Source organism: Streptomyces sp. NPDC001219, assembly GCF_053597915.1.
Window position 1 is genome coordinate 54,451 of the sequence record NZ_JBSFJF010000042.1, and the last position, 16,327, is coordinate 70,777.

Genomic DNA, 16,327 nt, shown 5'->3' on the forward strand with positions numbered 1-16,327 from the left:
ACTTGATTATTGTGACGGCTTCGTCATGGGGAATTGTCGGACCCCGTCGCTAAGGTGCGGGATGACAGGGGACGGTGCGCGGCCGCGTCGGCGGGGCCGTGCTGGACACACGGGGAGAGGCCATGCACAGGCCGAGCGTGCCCGAGGATCTGGACCACCCGGAGCGCCTGTGGGCGCGCGCCGCGACACTGGCGGTAGTGGCGGCCGCCGTGGACGACGCCGACGAATTCTCCTGGAGCGACCAGGGCTTGCAGTGCTGGAACGTCGGCGGCAGCTACTGGTGGCGGCTGAAGATGTTCGAGGACGGCCGGGCCCTGCTGTGCGGGCAGGACTCCGACGGCAGTCACACGCACAGCGGAGGCCGCCGGATCGACTTCCTCGCCGACGGTCCCGAGTGGCTTCCCTGGGCGGACCTGCGGGAGGACGCCGACGGCAATCTCTTCGGCTTCGTCTACTGGTGGCAGGACGGCGCCTGGGGCCGCGCCCCGTACCCCGAGAAGATGCCGGACGACGGCCTGGAGACGGCCATGAGCTGGGTGGCGCCCGGTGACGACGCCATCAGGAAGATCGCCGAGGACCTCGTGGCGCTCACGGAGACCGAGGTCGACGCCGTGGGCGCGGTGCGCGCCTTCCTCGCCGCCGCCGAGTCCCGCACGGTCCGCGCGCAGGACGTCGCCACCCTGCTCGACACGGTCTGCGGCCCGGACGCCTGGTACGAGGTCCGGCCGGACGCCGCCCTGGCCTTCGCCACGGAGCTGGGGCTGACGGCCGGGGAGCGGGACGGGATGGCGGTGGCTTCGTAGCGGCCGCGGGGGCGCGGGGCGGGCCCGGCGCCGTGCGCGCTGCCCGGGGTGGCGCCGGGTGGCGGCGGTGGCTCCGGTGCTTCACCCGGCGGTGGGCCGAGGCTCCCGGGTTGTCGCGCGCGTGAGTACCCTTGGCTGTTATGAGCACTGTTGAGCCCGAGCGCGGGGCAGGCACGGGGACCCTCGTAGAGCCGACACCGCAGGTGTCGCACGGCGACGGCGACCACGAGCGCTTCGCCCACTATGTCCAGAAAGACAAGATCATGGCGAGCGCACTCGACGGCACCCCCGTCGTGGCGCTGTGCGGCAAGGTCTGGGTACCGGGGCGCGACCCGAAGAAGTACCCGGTCTGCCCCATGTGCAAGGAGATCTTCGAGTCCATGGGCGCCGGTGGCGACAAGGACAAGGGCGGCAAGGACGGCGGCAAGAAGTAGCCGCAGGCAGCCGCCACGGGCCGTCCCCCGCCGGGACGGCCCGTCGGGCCGCCGGTGCACGGGCACGGCGGCCGGGCGCGCCGCAGTCGCTCAGCGGCGCCCGCTCACGCTCAGCCCCTGAGCGCCCAAAGCCGAGAGCCGCAGGACACCGGTGTCGTCCCGCGGTGACGGCGTCCCGCCTCGGGTACGGGCCCGGGTCCCTCGCGGCCCGGGCCCGTTCGCGTACCCCGGCGCACAACTTCCCGCCTCCTCGCCGGAATTGCGCCGTTTTTCGGCGCCCGCCCCCGCCCGCTCCGTGTGCCGGTCAGCTCCGCCCGCACCACCAGGGCGCCCCCCGCCCCGCTCCGCGCCCGGCAGTCCTCCGCACGCCGTTCGGCCCGCACGCCGTTCGGCCCGTACGGCGCGGGACCGTGGCAGCATCGCCCGTGACGACCGGCCCCGCGCCGGTCCGCTCCGCTGTGTACGCGTACCGGCCGGAACGCCCCTGGGCCGGCCGGGCCTTCGGCTCGGTGAAGGACGGACGGCATGCCCGACACGGACCCCACCCCCACGGCACCGGGCGGCGGCCTGATCCCGGCGCCGCTGAGCATCGACGGGCCGGGGCGCGGCACCGTACGCCTGGGCCAGGACACCGCGTTGGCGGCCGGGCCCGGCACCGAGGGCACCGCGCGCTGGCTGCGGGCCACCCTCGGCGAGGCCTTCGGCCTGCCGCTGCCGCCCGGCTCCGGCCCGGCGGCGGACACCCTCGCCCTCGGCCTGGACCCGGCCCTGCCCCCGGAGGGCTACCGGCTGGCGGCCGACGCCCGCCGGGGCGTACGGATCACCGGCGGCGGCCCGGCCGGCGTCTTCTGGGGAGCGCAGACGCTGCGGCAGCTCCTCGGCCCGCGGGCCTTCCGCCGGGCGCCGCTCGCACCAGGGTGTGAGCCCGTCCTGCCATCGCTGGCCCTTGAGGACGCGCCCCGCTTCGGCTGGCGCGGCATGCTGCTCGACGTCGCCCGGCACTTCCTACCCAAGGACGGGGTGCTGCGCTGCCTCGACCTGCTCGCCGCCCACAAGCTCAACGTCCTGCACCTCCACCTCACCGATGACCAGGGCTGGCGGATCGAGATCAGGCGCTACCCGAAGCTGACCGGGACCGGTGCCTGGCGGGAGCGCACCAAACTCGGGCACCGGGCCTCACCGTTGTGGGACGAACGCCCGCACGGCGGCTACTACACCCAGGACGACATCCGCGAGATCGTCGCCTACGCCGCCCAGCGGCACATCACCGTCGTCCCCGAGATCGACATCCCCGGACACTCGCAGGCCGCCATCGCCGCGTACCCCGCACTCGGCAACACCGACGTCATCGACACCACCTCCCTGAAGGTCTGGGACACCTGGGGCGTCAACCCCAACGTCCTGGCGCCCACCGACAACACCCTGCGGTTCTACGAGCACGTCCTCGACGAGGTCCTCGCCCTCTTCCCCTCGCCGTTCGTGCACATCGGCGGCGACGAGTGCCCCAAGGACCAGTGGCGCGCCTCCGCCACCGCGCAGGCGCGGATCGCCGAGCTGTCGCTGGCCGGCGAGGACGGGCTGCAGAGCTGGTTCATCCGGCACTTCGACCGCTGGCTCACCGCCCGCGGCCGGCGGCTGATCGGCTGGGACGAGATCCTGGAGGGCGGCCTGGCCGACGGCTCCCGCCCGTCGCCCGCCACCGCCCTGCCTGACGCGCAGTGCGCGGCCTCTTTTGTGGTCTCCTCCTGGCGCGGCTGCGCGGGCGGTGTCGCAGCCGCGAAATCCGGCCATGACGTCGTCATGTGTCCCGAACAGCAGGTGTACCTCGACCACCGTCAACACCCCTCCCCGGACGAGCCGGTGCCGATCGGCTTCGTACGGACCCTGGAGGACGTCTACCGCTTCGAGCCGGTACCGCCGGAGCTCACGCCCGAGCAGGCCGCGCACGTCCTGGGCACCCAGGCGAACGTCTGGACCGAGGTCATGGACAGTCAGCAGCGCCTCGACTACCAGGTCTTTCCGCGGCTGGCCGCCTTCGCCGAGGTCGCCTGGTCCCGGCTGCCCGCCCCCGCCGAACGCGACTACCAGGACTTCACCCGGCGGATGGCCGTCCACTACACCCGGCTCGACGCCCTCGGCGTCGGCTACCGCCCGCCCGGCGGCCCCCTCCCGTGGCAGAAACGCCCCGGGGTGCTCGGACGCCCGATCGACGGGGCGCCCCCAAACGTGTGAGCCCGGGGGCAAGGACGGCGCCCGCCCGGCCGGACCCTGGGACCGTGGTGCGGTACGGCGGTTCCCCCCTCCGCACCGCAGTGCCGGACGAAACGGGCGGCGGTCCGTCCGGGGGCGGAGCGCCGCTTCGCGGACCCTCGCGCCGAGGGCCCGGGAAGATGTGCCAGAGTTGCCACGTCCGGGCCGTGAGCACGTACCGTACGGCGGAGCGGAACTGCCGGGACACCGGGGAAGGGGCAGCTGGCTTGACCACGCACGCACCGCACGCGTCGCACACGGTGACGTTGCCGGCCTCGCTCGACGAGGCGGTGGCGGCGCTCACCGCCATGCCCGCCGCCGTGCCCGTCGCGGGTGGCACCGATCTCATGGCGGCGGTCAACGCCGGACACCTCAGACCCGCAGCCCTGGTGGGGCTCAACCGGATCAGCGAGATCCGCGGCTGGCAGTACCTGGACGGCCATGCGCTGCTCGGCGCCGGCCTCACCCTCGCCCGTATGGGACGCCCCGACTTCGCCGCCCTGATCCCGGGCCTCGCCGCCGCCGCCCGCGCGGCCGGCCCGCCGCAGGTCCGCAACGCCGGCACCCTCGGCGGCAACATCGTGACCTCCGCACCCACGGGCGACACCCTCCCGGTGCTCGCCGCCCTCGAAGCCACGGTGATCATCGCCGGTCCCGGGGGCGGCCGCCGCGAGATCCCGGTCAGCCACCTGCTGGCCGGCCGGGAGATGCTGAGCCCCGGCGAACTCGTCGGCTTCGTACGGGTGCCGCTGCTGCACGCCCCGCAGACCTTCCTCAAGGCGACCGGCCGCACCGGCCCCGGCCGCGCCACCGCCTCGGTCGCGCTCGTCCTGGACCCGGCCAGGCGCGGCGTGCGCTGCGCGGTGGGCGCGGTCGCCGCCATGCCGCTGCGCCCCCTGGAGGCCGAGCAATGGGTGGCCTCGCTCATCGACTGGGACGGCGAACGCGGCCTGGTGCCCGAGGCGCTGACGGCCTTCGGCGACTATGTCGCCGCCGCCTGCATCCCGGACCCGGCCCCGCCCGAGGACGGTTCGGAACCGGCCGCCCTGCCGCCGGCCGCCCTGCATCTGCGCCGTACGGTGGCAGCCCTGGCCCGCCGCGCACTGGGGAGGGCGCTCTCATGAGCGAGCGCAGCGTGCGGGTCCTCCCGGCCGTCGGCCGGGGGATCGTCAGCGAAAGGTGCGCGCCTCGCGACTGCGAGGCCGAGCGAAGCGAGGGCTCGGCATGAGCGACGCAGACAACCGCCACCCGTACCAGCCGCACCCCGAGCAGGGCTGGCAGCCGCTGCCGCAGGGCGGCGAGTACGAGTCGGAGGCGACCGCCTTCGTCCAGCTCCCGGAGGGCTTCACCACCGGGGCCTACGGCGGTGGGTCGCCCCGGTACAACACCCCGGGCCCCGAGCCGCTCGCCGCGCCCGGCCACGGCTACACCCCGCCGTCCTCGTTCAGTTCGCACCCCGCCACCCCGATGGACGACCCGGGCGCCGACCCGGCGTCCACCGCCCAGTGGACGATGCCGTTCGCGGACTCCCCGGGCGGTTACGCGGACCCGGCCGCGGCCTACCCGGCCCGGACGGAGCACGCGCCGCACCACGACCCGTCCGCCGGCTACCAGGGCGGCGCGCCCGAGGCCGGCCGGCACTGGGGCGGCGCCTCCGTGGACTGGCCCGTGGCGGGCAGCCCGGAGGCGGGCGCCGCCGGGTCCTGGTCGGTCCCCGCCGCGGCGGACGACGGCCTGGAGGAATCCGGCGAGTACCTGGTCGGCGAGGACGGTCTGACGGGTCATACGGGACTCACGGGCGACCACCCGGGCCTCCCCGGCCATTCCGGCCATCCGGGGCATCAGGGCCTTACGGGGCACGGCGCCACCGCCGAGTACCACGGCGGCTACCAGGACGCCGGTGCGTACGGCGACGCCGGGAACCCGGCGGACACCGGCGGGGCCGCCCACACCGGGCACTGGAACTTCACCGCCGGACCGAGCGCCACCGCCGCGCCCGCGACGCACCCAGGAGAGCCGCAGGAGGCCGCACACGGCGGCGCGGCCCATGACCCCTTCGGCGGCCCCGCGGGCGCCCCGTACGCGCACGAGAGCGGCCTGCCGGGCCACCACGCCGGGTCGGGCGGCGAACTGCCCGCAGACGGCGGCCCGTCGGCCGGCGACCCGTACGCCACGGGCGGCCACCCCGGCGCCGGCGACGCGACCGGCCACTGGTCGCTGCCCGCCGACGCGCTCGCCCAGTGGCCGCCGGCCACGGAGGCGGCGCAGCCGCCGCACGACGAGGCGCCGCACCGGCCGGAGACGGCGGACCGTCCCGGCGTTGCGGCGGACGCGACGGGCGGGCACGGCTGGACGGTCCCGGCGGCCGAGGGCGAACAGCAGGAGCACTCCGGCGTGTTCACGCACGCCGACGCGGCCGGACACCCGGCGCCCGCCTCGCCCGCCGCCCCGGAGGCCGACGGAACGGCGGACGCTCCCACGGACCCCGCGGAGCCCGTACACACCGACCCCGGCGCGCACCCCGCGCCCGGCGAGCCCGCGGACACCACCGCCCCGGCGGGCACCACGGACGCCACGGCCGGGCCCGAGGCCCACGAGCCGCACGAGCCCGCCAACGACACCGCCGACGCCACCGGCACCGCCGGTTCCCCCGACGGCACGCACCCCGCCACCGGAGACCCCACGGGCGCCGACGTGGCCGACGCGGCCGCCGAGGACCCCACCGGCCTCGTCGACGGGCTCGCCGCCGCCGCGCGCACCTCCGACCTGACGGCCGACCCCGGCGCCGACGACCACGACGAACACCCCGCCGCCTCCTACGTGCTGCGCGTCAACGGCATCGACCGGCCGGTCACCGACGCCTGGATCGGCGAGTCGCTGCTCTACGTGCTGCGCGAACGGCTCGGCCTGGCCGGTGCCAAGGACGGCTGCTCGCAGGGTGAGTGCGGGGCCTGTTCCGTCCAGGTGGACGGCCGGCTGGTGGCGTCCTGCCTGGTGCCCGCGGCCACCACGGCGGGCAGCGAGGTCCGTACCGTCGAGGGGCTCGCCGAGAACGGCGTGCCCTCCGACGTGCAGCGCGCGCTCGCCGCCTCCGGTGCGGTGCAGTGCGGCTTCTGCGTACCGGGGATGGCGATGACCGTCCACGACCTCCTGGAGGGCAACCACGCCCCCAGCGAGCTGGAGACCCGCAAGGCGCTGTGCGGCAACCTCTGCCGCTGCTCCGGCTACCGGGCCGTGCTCGACGCCGTCGACGAGGTCGTCAAGGGCCGCGCGGACACCGCGGAGGCGTCCGGTGCGCCCGCGGACGCGCCGGACGGGGCGGCGCCCGCGGACACCGCCCGCATTCCCCACCAGGCGGGCCCCGCCGACGAGACGGGCCACGCCCCGCACGACCAGGACCGGCACACGGGAGGCTCCGCATGAGCAAGCGCAGCACGGGGGTCACCCCGGCCGGAGGCCGGGGAAGCACCGGGGAGCGGTGCGCGCTGAGCGAAGGCGGGGCAGGGCGAAGCGAGGTTTCGGCATGAGTGGTACGTCCGACGGCGCAGGCACCGCCACCGCGACCCCCGCGGCGGGTGTCCGGATTCCGGATGAGCCGCCGCACGGCCTGGGCGTCTCGCTGCCGCCCGCCGACGCGCCGGCGAAGACCGAGGGCACCTTCCCGTACGCCGCCGACCTGTGGGCCGAGGGGCTGTTGTGGGCCGCGGTGCTGCGCTCGCCGCACCCCCGCGCGCGCATCCTGTCCATCGACACCAAGCAGGCGGCGGAGATGCCGGGCGTGCGCGTCGTCGTCACCCACGAGGACGTGCCCGGTGACGCGGGGCACGGCCGGGGTACCGCCGACCGCCCGGTCTTCGCCAAGGACGAGGTCCGCCACCACGGCGAGCCGATCGCCGCGGTGGCCGCCGAGCACCCCGACGCGGCACGGCTGGCCGCCGCCGCCATCGCCGTCGAGTACGAGGTCCTCGACGCGGTCACCGATCCCCAACTGGCCTTCGAGGCCGAGCCCTTGCACCCGGACGGCAACCTCATCCGGCACATCCCGCTCCGCTTCGGCGACGCCGACGCCCTCGGCGAGGTGATGGTCGAGGGGCTCTACCGGATCGGCCGGCAGGACCCGGCGCCCATCGGGGCCGAGGCCGGGCTCGCGGTGCCGCGCCCCGACGGCGGGGTGGAGATCTACACCGCCTCCACGGACCCGCACACCGACCGCGATCTGGCCGCCGCCTCCTTCGGCCTCGCGCCGGAGCAGGTCAAGGTCGTGGTGACCGGCGTGCCCGGCGCCACCGCCGACCGCGAGGACCCCGGCATCCAGCTCTCGCTGGGCCTGCTGGCGCTGCGTACGGGCTGCCCCGTCAAGCTCGCCGCCACCCGCGAGGAGTCCTTCCTCTCGCACGCCCACCGCCACCCCACGCTGCTGCGCTACCGCCACCACGCGGACGCCGACGGCAAGCTGGTGAAGGTCGAGGCGCAGATCCTCATGGACGCCGGCGCCTACGCCGACACCTCGGCCGACGCGCTCGCCGCCGCCGTCTCGTTCTCCTGCGGCCCGTACGTCGTCCCGCACGCGGTCGTCGACGGCTGGGCGGTGCGCACCAACAACCCGCCGTCCGGCCACGTACGCGGCGAGGGCGCGATGCAGGTCTGCGCCGCCTACGAGGGCCAGATGGACAAGCTGGCGGCCCGGCTGGGCCTGGAGCCCGACGAGTTGCGGCTGCGCAACGTCATGGCCACCGGCGACCTGCTGCCCACCGGGCAGACCGTGACCTGCCCCGCCCCGGTCGCCGAACTCCTGGACGCCGTCAAGGAAGCGCCGCTTCCCGAGCTGCCCAAGGACGCGCCCGAAGCGGAGTGGCTGCTTCCCGGCGGGCCCGAGGGGGCCGGTGAGCCGGGCGCGGTACGCCGCGGTGTCGGCTACGGGCTGGGCATGGTGCACATGCTCGGCGCGGAGGGCACCGACGAGGTCTCCACCGCGACCGTCAAGGTCAGCGGCTCGGTCGCCACCGTCATCTGCGCCGCCGTCGAGACCGGCTCCGGGTTCTCCACCCTGGCGCGGCAGATCGTGCAGGAGACGCTCGGTGTCGAGGAGGTGCATGTCGCGGGCGTCGACACCGACCAGCCGCCGGCCGGACCGGCCTGCCACGGGCGGCACACCTGGGTCTCCGGCGGCGCCGTCGAGCGCGCCGCCAAGATGGTCCGCACCCAGCTTCTCCAGCCGCTGGCCCACAAGTTCGGGATGTCCACCGAGCTGCTGCAGATCAACGACGGCAAGATCACCTCGTACGACGGGGTGCTCAGCACCACCGTCGCCGAGGCGCTGGACGGCAAGGAACTGTGGGCCACCGCCCAGTGCCGCCCGCACCCGACCGAACCGCTGGACGAGGGCGGCCAGGGCGACGCGTTCGTCGGCCTCGCCTTCTGCGCGATCCGCTGCGTGGCCGACGTCGACATCGAACTCGGCACCATCCGGGTGGTGGAGATGACCGTCGCCCAGGACGTGGGCCGGGTGCTCAACCCCCGCCAGCTGCGGGCCCGTATCGAGGCCGGGGTCACCCAGGGCATGGGCGCCGCCCTGATGGAGAACCTCCGCACCACCCGCGGCCAGGTCCGCCACCCCGATCTGACCGGCTACGCGCTGCCAACCGCCCTGGACGCCCCGGAGATCCGGATCGTCAAGCTGGTCGAGGAGCGCGACGTGATCGCCCCCTTCGGCGCCAAGCCCGCCAGCGCGGTCCCGGTGGTCACCGCCCCGGCCGCCGTGGCCTCCGCCGTCCGCGCCGCCACCGGCCGCCCCATCGGCCGCCTCCCGATCCGCCCCCAGGCGGCAGTGGCACAGGTGGTCCAGCAGTAAGGGCGGCCAGAGGGCACCGGAAGAAACGGGCCCCGTAGGCACCGAGCGCACCCGGAGGCGGTCCCACAGGGTTGGGGCCGCCTCCGGAGCACATCCGCGGTCCTCGCGCGACGAGGCGGGAACCTGCGGTACCTGGAGGCCGTGGCGGGATTCGAACCCGCGTAACTCGCTTTGCAGGTTTGTCCGGGCTGGTCAGGGCCTGATCCGGAAGTGTTCGCCAGCGTTCATTCCCGTACGGAAACTGTGCCCACCGTGGCGGGATGAACCGGTCTGGACGGCTGCGGATGACGACGAACGAGACGGAAACTGAGACGGCCGTCGCCGCACGTCGGCTGGGTGCCAGGTGTCACTCAGCCCTTGAGCCTTTACGCTGCGCTGAAGATCAGCATCGCCAACACGCTTTCCAACTGTGCGAATGGCTGTCCGGGGGTGTTCGCGGGAGTCCAGGCGGCAGGTCGGACGGGGCGGGTGTACGGCGGTGAACGGTGGCGTTCGCCAGCGCACTGGACAAAGACCAGGACAACGAGCGGCCCTGAGTCGAGGTCTCGGTTCAGACATAGGGGGTGAGGCCGACCAGCTCCGGCCCCTTGTCGTTGCCCATGATGTCGTTCTAGGCGCCGCGCTGAGAGCGCGACCCATCGTGGCCGGGCTGGATCATCTGGTTGCAGACTGTTTTCCGCCGCCCAAGGCGGTGTAAATGGGCCAACCCTGTTTATGGAACAGTCAGTTGATGGGAAACGCGAAGTCCCCTCCTTTGGTTGGGGGAGCATCGATCTGTCAACGAGATGGTGCTCACCACAACAACCCCGGGGGGCCTCAGCATGCTGGATGAAGCAGCCCTTGCCGTCGCGACCGGTGCGGCTGGCAATGTAATTGCCTACCTTGTTCAGGGCCGCGCCGAAGCCGTACGGACTCGGATCTCCGCGATCTTCCGGCACGGGGGCGTGGGCCGTGACGACGAGGCCATGCGGCTTCTGGATGATGACACCGCATCCTTGGCGCAGCACAGGATCAGCCAGGCCGAGGCCACCGTACGGTGGACCGGTCTCCTGACCGCAGCCCTCGCCGCCCACCCCGACGCCCGCAGCGACATGGAGGCCCTGGCCGCTTTTGCGCCTCCCACCATGAAGACGGTCAGCATCGGTTCACAGCACAACCACGGCAGCGGCACATTCATCGGAGGCGACAACCACGGGCGCATCCAGCCGGGGCGACAGGGGCACGAGTGACTGGCGCGGCACCGGACGGTCCTGACCGGAAAATCGTCGAGCAGCACAACCACGGATCTGGCGCCTTCGTCGGCGGCGACAACAACGGCCAAATTCGCATCGAGATGCTCGACGCGAAGACGAAGCAGTATCTGGGGCGAATGTCCAAGGAGGCTCCTGGCCTGGCCGCACTGCTCCGTAAGGCCCTTCGCGAGGGGATGATCTCCCCGGACGTCGCGAATTCCCTCGCGATGGCCGCGCGCAGCATCAACGAAGACGTCGCGCACGCACTGTGGGATGCATCGCGCAGCATCAATTGGGACGTCGCCGAGTTGATCTCGCGTGCTGGAAACGACATCAATCACGGTGTTGTTACGCGTTTGTCTGAGGCTGCCGAGGAACTGAGAAAGGTCTCCCAACGGCTAAATCCCGATGACTTCAGTAAGGTCATCACCAGGTTCGAAGGCGGGCTGGAAACTCTGGAGCGCTTGACGCTGAAAATAGATCAACTGCAAAGCTTGCCCAGGGAGATCGAACGGTTGCAGAAGCCGGACCAGCCATTTGGGAGGATCGAGCAGATTGGAACCGTGCTGAGCGGCGTGGCCGAGCGGATTGAAGCCACGGTCACACCCCCACCGCCCAGGCTGATCGTCGACAGGAAAGCACAGCGCAGCGCGTTCGTCTGGGGCCTCGTTATCGGGATGGTGTTCATCTTCTATCTCTGGCACAGATAGACCTGAGTGCCAACTGGCACGGGCCTGTGCCTCGAATTCGTGGAACTCCATGCTCACTTATTCCGTGAGGGGCGACAACCCGAGAACCGCTACCTAGAACTCGAAACCAGAGCGTCGGCCAGCGCGCTCATATCGGTGACCACACGTCCGCCCCCGCCTCAGCCAGAGCCAGGCTCTTGTATGGCTTATTGGCGAAGCCGATGGACATGGCTCCCGCAGCACGAGCCGCTTCGATGTCTGTCACCGAGTCTCCGACCAGCGTGCAGTCCCCGGACGCCATGCCGAGCTGCTCAGCCGCCAGGAGGAGCGAATGCGGCGCTGGCTTCACTAGGTCTGGCCGGTAGGCGGCGCGCCCGACGACTTCATGTACGAAGTGCGACAGGTGATGCTGAGCCAGAAACTCTCGGACACAGTGCGCGGAGTTGTTGCTCACCACAGCGACTTTCCGGCCCGACGCGTGAGCCGCGCTTAGGGCGGCAACAGCGCCGGTGACGGGTGCGCCCGCTACCTTGACGGCTGCGATCTCGGCCGCAGCCAGAGCGTCCTCCACGTCCCGGAGAGCCGACTCGCCGCCATGCGATGCCAAGCGCAGGATCTCCATCGGATCTTCCGCGCCACGCGCCTTTCCGCCGAGGGTCGTGTCATGGCTGTCCACGATCTCAGATAGGGCCCTGGCGACTCCGCGAGCGGGCATGCCGGCGAACACGTCACAGATCGGGCCGTCGAAGTCGAAGAGGATTGCCCTGGAGGCCGCGACGGTCGCGCGCAGGCCGTTACGCGGTCCTAGCCGATGTGGCCAGGCAGGTCGACAGCCTGATCTGGGCCCCCACAGACCAGCAGGATGCGACTGATTGAGCGGCGTTACGGGGGTGGGCTCTTGGTTAGAGCCCACCCCGACCCTCTCGCAGACGTGTAGGGATCGGGCCCATCACCGCCTCTGTAGTGACAAACTGTCCGCGTGGCGAACTCGGTCCTGCGCTTTAGGTTTTTGCACCGTCGGGCACGACGATTCGGAGCTAGTTACGAAGAGTCCACCCTTCGCTGGCTCCCTGCGCTCGATATAGATCAGCAGTGCCAGTATCGGCGAAGGAGAGTGGCAGAGCGATGGGCTTTCGCATCTTTTATTGTCATTCCAGCTCGAATGGTTCTCGTGGCCGCGTGCTTCACGTTCGTTTTCGTTGGCGGCTTCCTCCTCTTAAGTAGGAGATTGTTCGAGCTTGCTAGGGCGGCTTACAGGAATGTCTCCGGCGATTTGGCTCACAAGGTTGCTGGTGCCAGCATATTGAACTGGTACAACTTCATTACGGGACTAGCCCTACTGTTGCTACTTCTCTTCTCTCTTTACTACCCCTTCAGGCCCCTTAGGGCACTGAGCTTGACGGCATCGGGTGATAGGGGTTCGGTGGTGGCCATGCATGAGGGAACTCTCATCCGGCTAGAGAGGCGTTCGAGAGCGGCACTCATCTTGTACGGTCATGCCGCGCAGTGTGGAAGTTCCCTAATGTTGCGCGGATGGGTGCGCGAGTCAATGAGGAATTCGGCTTGTGGACTGGCGCAGGCTGAGCGGGAGATACGGCGAGCATGGAAAACGGCGCGCCCGGCTAAGTGGAAACCTCTGCGGCATCAAAAGGTGCAAACGAGGGAGCATGCTGGGCGAGTTATTGCAGCGCTACGCAAGGCAGCGGCGCAAGTTGACGCAAATCCTGAAACCGGCGTGCGTGAGTTGGGGCGCATGCTGACTCAGATAGGGGATCGGCTTGCCGAGGGGCGTGTTGGGGCTCTATTGGACGAGATCGAGTTGGAGGGGCTCGAACCCGTACGTGACCGCGAAGCCCTAAGAACGGTGGCTGCAGCCGTCCTAGTTGCAGCCGCAGCGATCGCTGTGTCCTTCTTCCATCTGCCAGCCGAAGTGGCTGGCCCTCTTACGACCGTGACAGGGATCATCATTCTTGTAACCGTCTACCGGAAGGCGGCCAGAGGGGTTGAGACTGTGGGTCTGCTCCTAGGTGGCAAGTAGCGTTGCCGGCCCTCGCTTTGGGCGGGAGTGGCACAGGCTGAGACGGGAACTGAGACGGACGGCCAAAAGGGCGGCACCTCTTCTGGGGTGCCGCCCCTTTCTTTTGCCTGTTCAAGGCGCTGGAGGCCGTGGCGGGATTCGAACCCGCGTAACTCGCTTTGCAGGCGAGCCCCTGAACCACTCGGGCACACGGCCGGGGGTGTGGTGCTGTTCCGACTGTAGGCCGGGGGGCGGGGCGTGCGGCAAGGGTGTGGGGTGGGGTGCCATGGGGTCGTAACGTGGGGAAACACGGGGCAATGCGGGGTTCATGCAGGGCGGCCGGGTTCCGTGGGGGCGGTGGGCCTACGGGGGCTCACGCGGCGTGCAGGAAGGCTTCCACCAGCGGGGCGAAGGTGTGTGGTTCGTCGACCCATGGGTAGTGGCCCACGCCGGGGAGCGGGTGTACGCGGGCGTCCGTGAAGGACTCGGCCACCAGGTCGCCCGCCCGCATTCCGGTCACGGCGTCCCGGTCCCCGGTCACCACCAGCACGGGGCAGGAGACCTCCCGCAGGCCCGCCAGCAGGGTCAGGCGCAGCTGCTCGTCCACGCCCTGCCAGAATCCGGCCCGTGGCACCGGCCCCAACTGGGCGCCCTCCGTGGCCGCATGGGCCCGTTGCGGCTCGTCCCAGCGTCCGTAGGCCAGCGGCGCGGCGGCGAACAGCAGGTCACGTACCTCGCTCAGGTCGGCCGCCTCGGTCAGCCGGCGCAGTGCCTCCGAGGCCTGGGGCCACCACTCCTCGTGGCGGCGCGCGTCGAAGATCTCCTTGGCGTCGTCGGGGAGTTCGCCCTGCAGACGGGAGCCGGGGCAGACCAGCACCAGCCGGGTCAGCCGCTGCGGATAGCCCGCCGCGTACGCCTGCGCGACCGCGGCCCCCGCGTCGTGCGCGAGCAGCGCGAACCGCTCCAGGCCCAGATGGTGGCGCAGCGCCTCCAGGTCCTCCGCGAGCTGCGGGAAGGCATAGCGGGACGGGTCGGCGGCGGCCGGGGAGTCGCCGGTGCCGCGGCTGTCGGGCAGGATCAGCTGCCGGTGGGCGGCCAGCCCGCCGAGGTCGCCCAGATACGCGGCGTCCCGCCCGGGTCCGCCGGCCAGGCACACCAGGGGCGGCAGGGGGGAGTCGGCCGGTCCGAGCACGCGGTAGTGGAGCTCGGCATCGTCGTACGTACGGAAGTGCGGCATAAGGACAGCTTGCCCGACGTGCGGCGACACGTGCGGTCCGACGGCGTAGGACCGATGGCCGAGCCGATCCCCGCCCTCCGCCAGGGGCACCACCGCGGTACGGCCCTTACGCTGGCCCGATGACCGCTGACCGCCCCCACGACCACGGCATCGGCACCGACGACAGCGCCCCGCCCGGCGCGGAGACCGCCACCGCCGCGGCCGGCCAACCCGTCCGGCCCGCCGACGACAGTGGCGGGCCGGACGGCGGCATCCTCGGCCGGGCCCACCGCGCGCTCACCCTGGGCATCATCTCCGTCGTCTCGCTCGTCGCCTTCGAGGCGAGCGCCGTGAACACCGCGATGCCGGTCGCCGCCCGCGCCCTGGACGGCATCGGGCTGTACGCCTTCGGCTTCTCCGCGTTCTTCACGGCGAGTCTGTTCGCGATGGCGCTCGCGGGGGAGTGGAGCGACCGGCGCGGGCCGCTCGGGCCGCTGTTCACCGGGATCGCGGCCTTCGGGGCCGGGCTGCTGGTCGCGGGCGCCGCCGGGAGCATGGGGATGTTCATCGCCGGCCGCGGGGTGCAGGGCGTCGGCGGCGGGCTGGTGGTGGTCTCGCTCTACGTGGTCGTCGGGCGTGCCTACCCCGAGCGGCTGCGTCCGTCGATCATGGCGTCGTTCTCCGCGGCCTGGGTGGTGCCGGTGATCGTCGGCCCGCTGGTCGCCGGGACCGTCACCGAACACCTCGGCTGGCGCTGGGTGTTCCTCGCCATCCCCGCCCTGATACTCCTGCCGCTCGCGGTGATGCTGCCCGCGCTGCGCGCCCTGCCACGCGACCGGACGGGGCCGCGGGGCGGCGTACGGCAGGTGCTGGGCAGCCGGCGCTGTCTGCTCGCGCTGGCCGTCGCGGCCGGCGCCTGCCTGGTCCAGTACGCGGGACAGCATCCGTCCTGGTCCGCACTGTTGCCCGCGGCCGCCGGACTGGCGCTGCTGGCGCCGACCCTCGTGCGGCTGCTGCCCCGCGGCACGTTCCGGGCGGCGCGCGGCCTGCCGACCGTCGTGCTGCTGCGCGGGCTGTCCGCCGGGGCGCTGGTCGCCGCCGAGAGCTTCATCCCGCTGATGCTGGTCACCCAGCGCGGACTGTCCGCCACCCTCGCCGGGCTCTCCCTCACCGGCGGCGGCCTGACCTGGGCACTCGGTTCGTACGTGCAGAGCCGCCCGCGCCTGGAGCCGTACCGGGAACGGCTGATGGGCCTGGGCCTGGTGCTCCTGGCGGTGGCCATCGCGCTCGTGCCGCTGGCCCTCGTCGACGGCGTACCGGTCGCGGTCGTCGCGGCGGCCTGGACGGTCGGCGGCTTCGGCATGGGCCTGAACATCTCCAGCGGCGGCGTCCTCCTGCTGAAGCTGTCCCGCCCCGAGGAGGCGGGCAGCAACTCGGCGTCCCTGCAGATGGCGGACGCGCTCGGGAATGTGACGTTCGTCGGGCTCGGCGGTGTGCTCTTCGTCGCCTTCGGCGGCGGTTCGATCGCGACCCATGCGGGTGCGGTGGCCGGGGCTGCGGGTCAGCCCGCGGCGTTCGTGGCCGTCTTCGCGACGATGGCCGTCGTGGCGCTGCTGGGTGCGGGGGCGGCGTGCCGCCTTAAGTAGCCGCCCCACGTTTTCGGCTTTCCCGCCGTGGTGGCTCGCGCCGTTTCGGGTCCGCTGCGCGGGGCGTGGGTGCGGGTGATGTTTGTCCGTTTCCCGCCGTTGCGCCTGCGGCGGGCGGGTGGGTTGTGGGTGCGGTGACGGGCCTCCGGGGCAGGGTTTCCGGACTGCTTCGCTTTACGTCCGGAAACC

Annotated in this window: 12 protein-coding genes and 1 tRNA gene; 10 read left to right on the forward strand and 3 right to left on the reverse strand. The window is 72.2% G+C overall.

What is annotated here, in order from left to right; translation table 11 throughout:
• Positions 1-122: 122 nt before the first annotated feature.
• The 8 genes from ACWC9R_RS24830 to ACWC9R_RS24865 all read left to right on the forward strand — a co-directional run bounded on the left by ACWC9R_RS24830 (position 123) and on the right by ACWC9R_RS24865 (position 11,280).
• Complete coding sequence (locus tag ACWC9R_RS24830) at positions 123-803, forward strand: hypothetical protein (protein WP_362608607.1); 681 nt, start codon at positions 123-125, stop codon at positions 801-803.
• A gap of 140 nt (positions 804-943) precedes the next feature.
• Entirely contained in the window at positions 944-1,237 is a 294-nt protein-coding gene (locus tag ACWC9R_RS24835; protein ID WP_078568732.1) for a DUF3039 domain-containing protein, read from the forward strand.
• Between the two features lie 525 nt (positions 1,238-1,762).
• Entirely contained in the window at positions 1,763-3,469 is a 1,707-nt protein-coding gene (locus tag ACWC9R_RS24840) for a beta-N-acetylhexosaminidase (RefSeq protein WP_450734621.1), read from the forward strand.
• Between the two features lie 245 nt (positions 3,470-3,714).
• The gene (locus ACWC9R_RS24845) at positions 3,715-4,611 is read left to right on the forward strand and encodes an FAD binding domain-containing protein (protein WP_450734622.1); all 897 of its coding nucleotides are present in this window, start codon (positions 3,715-3,717) and stop codon (positions 4,609-4,611) included.
• 100 nt (positions 4,612-4,711) lie between these two features.
• Positions 4,712-6,910, forward strand: coding sequence for a 2Fe-2S iron-sulfur cluster-binding protein (locus ACWC9R_RS24850; protein ID WP_450734623.1), 2,199 nt, complete (start codon positions 4,712-4,714; stop codon positions 6,908-6,910).
• Between the two features lie 100 nt (positions 6,911-7,010).
• Positions 7,011-9,338 carry a xanthine dehydrogenase family protein molybdopterin-binding subunit gene (locus ACWC9R_RS24855; protein ID WP_450734625.1) on the forward strand — a complete coding sequence of 776 codons (2,328 nt, stop codon included), beginning with the start codon at positions 7,011-7,013 and terminating at the stop codon, positions 9,336-9,338.
• Between the two features lie 821 nt (positions 9,339-10,159).
• A complete protein-coding gene (locus ACWC9R_RS24860; RefSeq protein WP_450734627.1) occupies positions 10,160-10,567 on the forward strand; it encodes a hypothetical protein in 408 nt (135 codons plus the stop codon).
• Entirely contained in the window at positions 10,564-11,280 is a 717-nt protein-coding gene (locus tag ACWC9R_RS24865; RefSeq protein ID WP_450734628.1) for a hypothetical protein, read from the forward strand. Before ACWC9R_RS24860 ends, ACWC9R_RS24865 begins: the two co-directional genes overlap by 4 nt.
• Before the next feature lie 127 nt (positions 11,281-11,407).
• Here the strand turns inward: ACWC9R_RS24865 and ACWC9R_RS24870 are convergent, their stop codons facing one another.
• Positions 11,408-11,974, reverse strand: coding sequence for an HAD family hydrolase (locus ACWC9R_RS24870; protein ID WP_450734635.1), 567 nt, complete (start codon positions 11,972-11,974; stop codon positions 11,408-11,410).
• A 456-nt stretch (positions 11,975-12,430) separates the two neighbouring features.
• On the opposite strand from ACWC9R_RS24870, the gene ACWC9R_RS24875 reads away from it, so the two are divergent.
• Positions 12,431-13,297 carry a hypothetical protein gene (locus ACWC9R_RS24875; protein WP_450734630.1) on the forward strand — a complete coding sequence of 289 codons (867 nt, stop codon included), beginning with the start codon at positions 12,431-12,433 and terminating at the stop codon, positions 13,295-13,297.
• A 120-nt stretch (positions 13,298-13,417) separates the two neighbouring features.
• Here the strand turns inward: ACWC9R_RS24875 and ACWC9R_RS24880 are convergent.
• Both ACWC9R_RS24880 and ACWC9R_RS24885 read right to left on the reverse strand, forming a co-directional pair.
• Positions 13,418-13,492 (reverse strand) — tRNA-Cys (locus ACWC9R_RS24880).
• Positions 13,493-13,649: 157 nt separating this feature from the next.
• The gene (locus ACWC9R_RS24885) at positions 13,650-14,513 is read right to left on the reverse strand and encodes an alpha/beta fold hydrolase (protein ID WP_450734631.1); all 864 of its coding nucleotides are present in this window, start codon (positions 14,511-14,513) and stop codon (positions 13,650-13,652) included.
• Positions 14,514-14,632: 119 nt separating this feature from the next.
• On the opposite strand from ACWC9R_RS24885, the gene ACWC9R_RS24890 reads away from it, so the two are divergent.
• On the forward strand, positions 14,633-16,138 hold the full coding sequence (locus ACWC9R_RS24890) for an MFS transporter (RefSeq protein WP_450734632.1): 1,506 nt from the start codon (positions 14,633-14,635) through the stop codon (positions 16,136-16,138).
• Positions 16,139-16,327: the final 189 nt, after the last annotated feature.

Excerpts from the sequence above, each read along its gene's own strand:
- ACWC9R_RS24830 (WP_362608607.1), top strand. The coding sequence starts at position 123 with ATGCACAGGCCGAGCGTGCCCGAGGATCTGGACCACCCGGAGCGCCTG.
- ACWC9R_RS24840 (WP_450734621.1), top strand. The coding sequence starts at position 1,763 with ATGCCCGACACGGACCCCACCCCCACGGCACCGGGCGGCGGCCTGATC.
- ACWC9R_RS24870 (WP_450734635.1), bottom strand. The coding sequence starts at position 11,974 with ATGCCCGCTCGCGGAGTCGCCAGGGCCCTATCTGAGATCGTGGACAGC.
- ACWC9R_RS24860 (WP_450734627.1), top strand. The coding sequence starts at position 10,160 with ATGCTGGATGAAGCAGCCCTTGCCGTCGCGACCGGTGCGGCTGGCAAT.
- ACWC9R_RS24855 (WP_450734625.1), top strand. The coding sequence starts at position 7,011 with ATGAGTGGTACGTCCGACGGCGCAGGCACCGCCACCGCGACCCCCGCG.
- ACWC9R_RS24850 (WP_450734623.1), top strand. The coding sequence starts at position 4,712 with ATGAGCGACGCAGACAACCGCCACCCGTACCAGCCGCACCCCGAGCAG.
- ACWC9R_RS24835 (WP_078568732.1), top strand. The coding sequence starts at position 944 with ATGAGCACTGTTGAGCCCGAGCGCGGGGCAGGCACGGGGACCCTCGTA.
- ACWC9R_RS24890 (WP_450734632.1), top strand. The coding sequence starts at position 14,633 with ATGACCGCTGACCGCCCCCACGACCACGGCATCGGCACCGACGACAGC.
- ACWC9R_RS24885 (WP_450734631.1), bottom strand. The coding sequence starts at position 14,513 with ATGCCGCACTTCCGTACGTACGACGATGCCGAGCTCCACTACCGCGTG.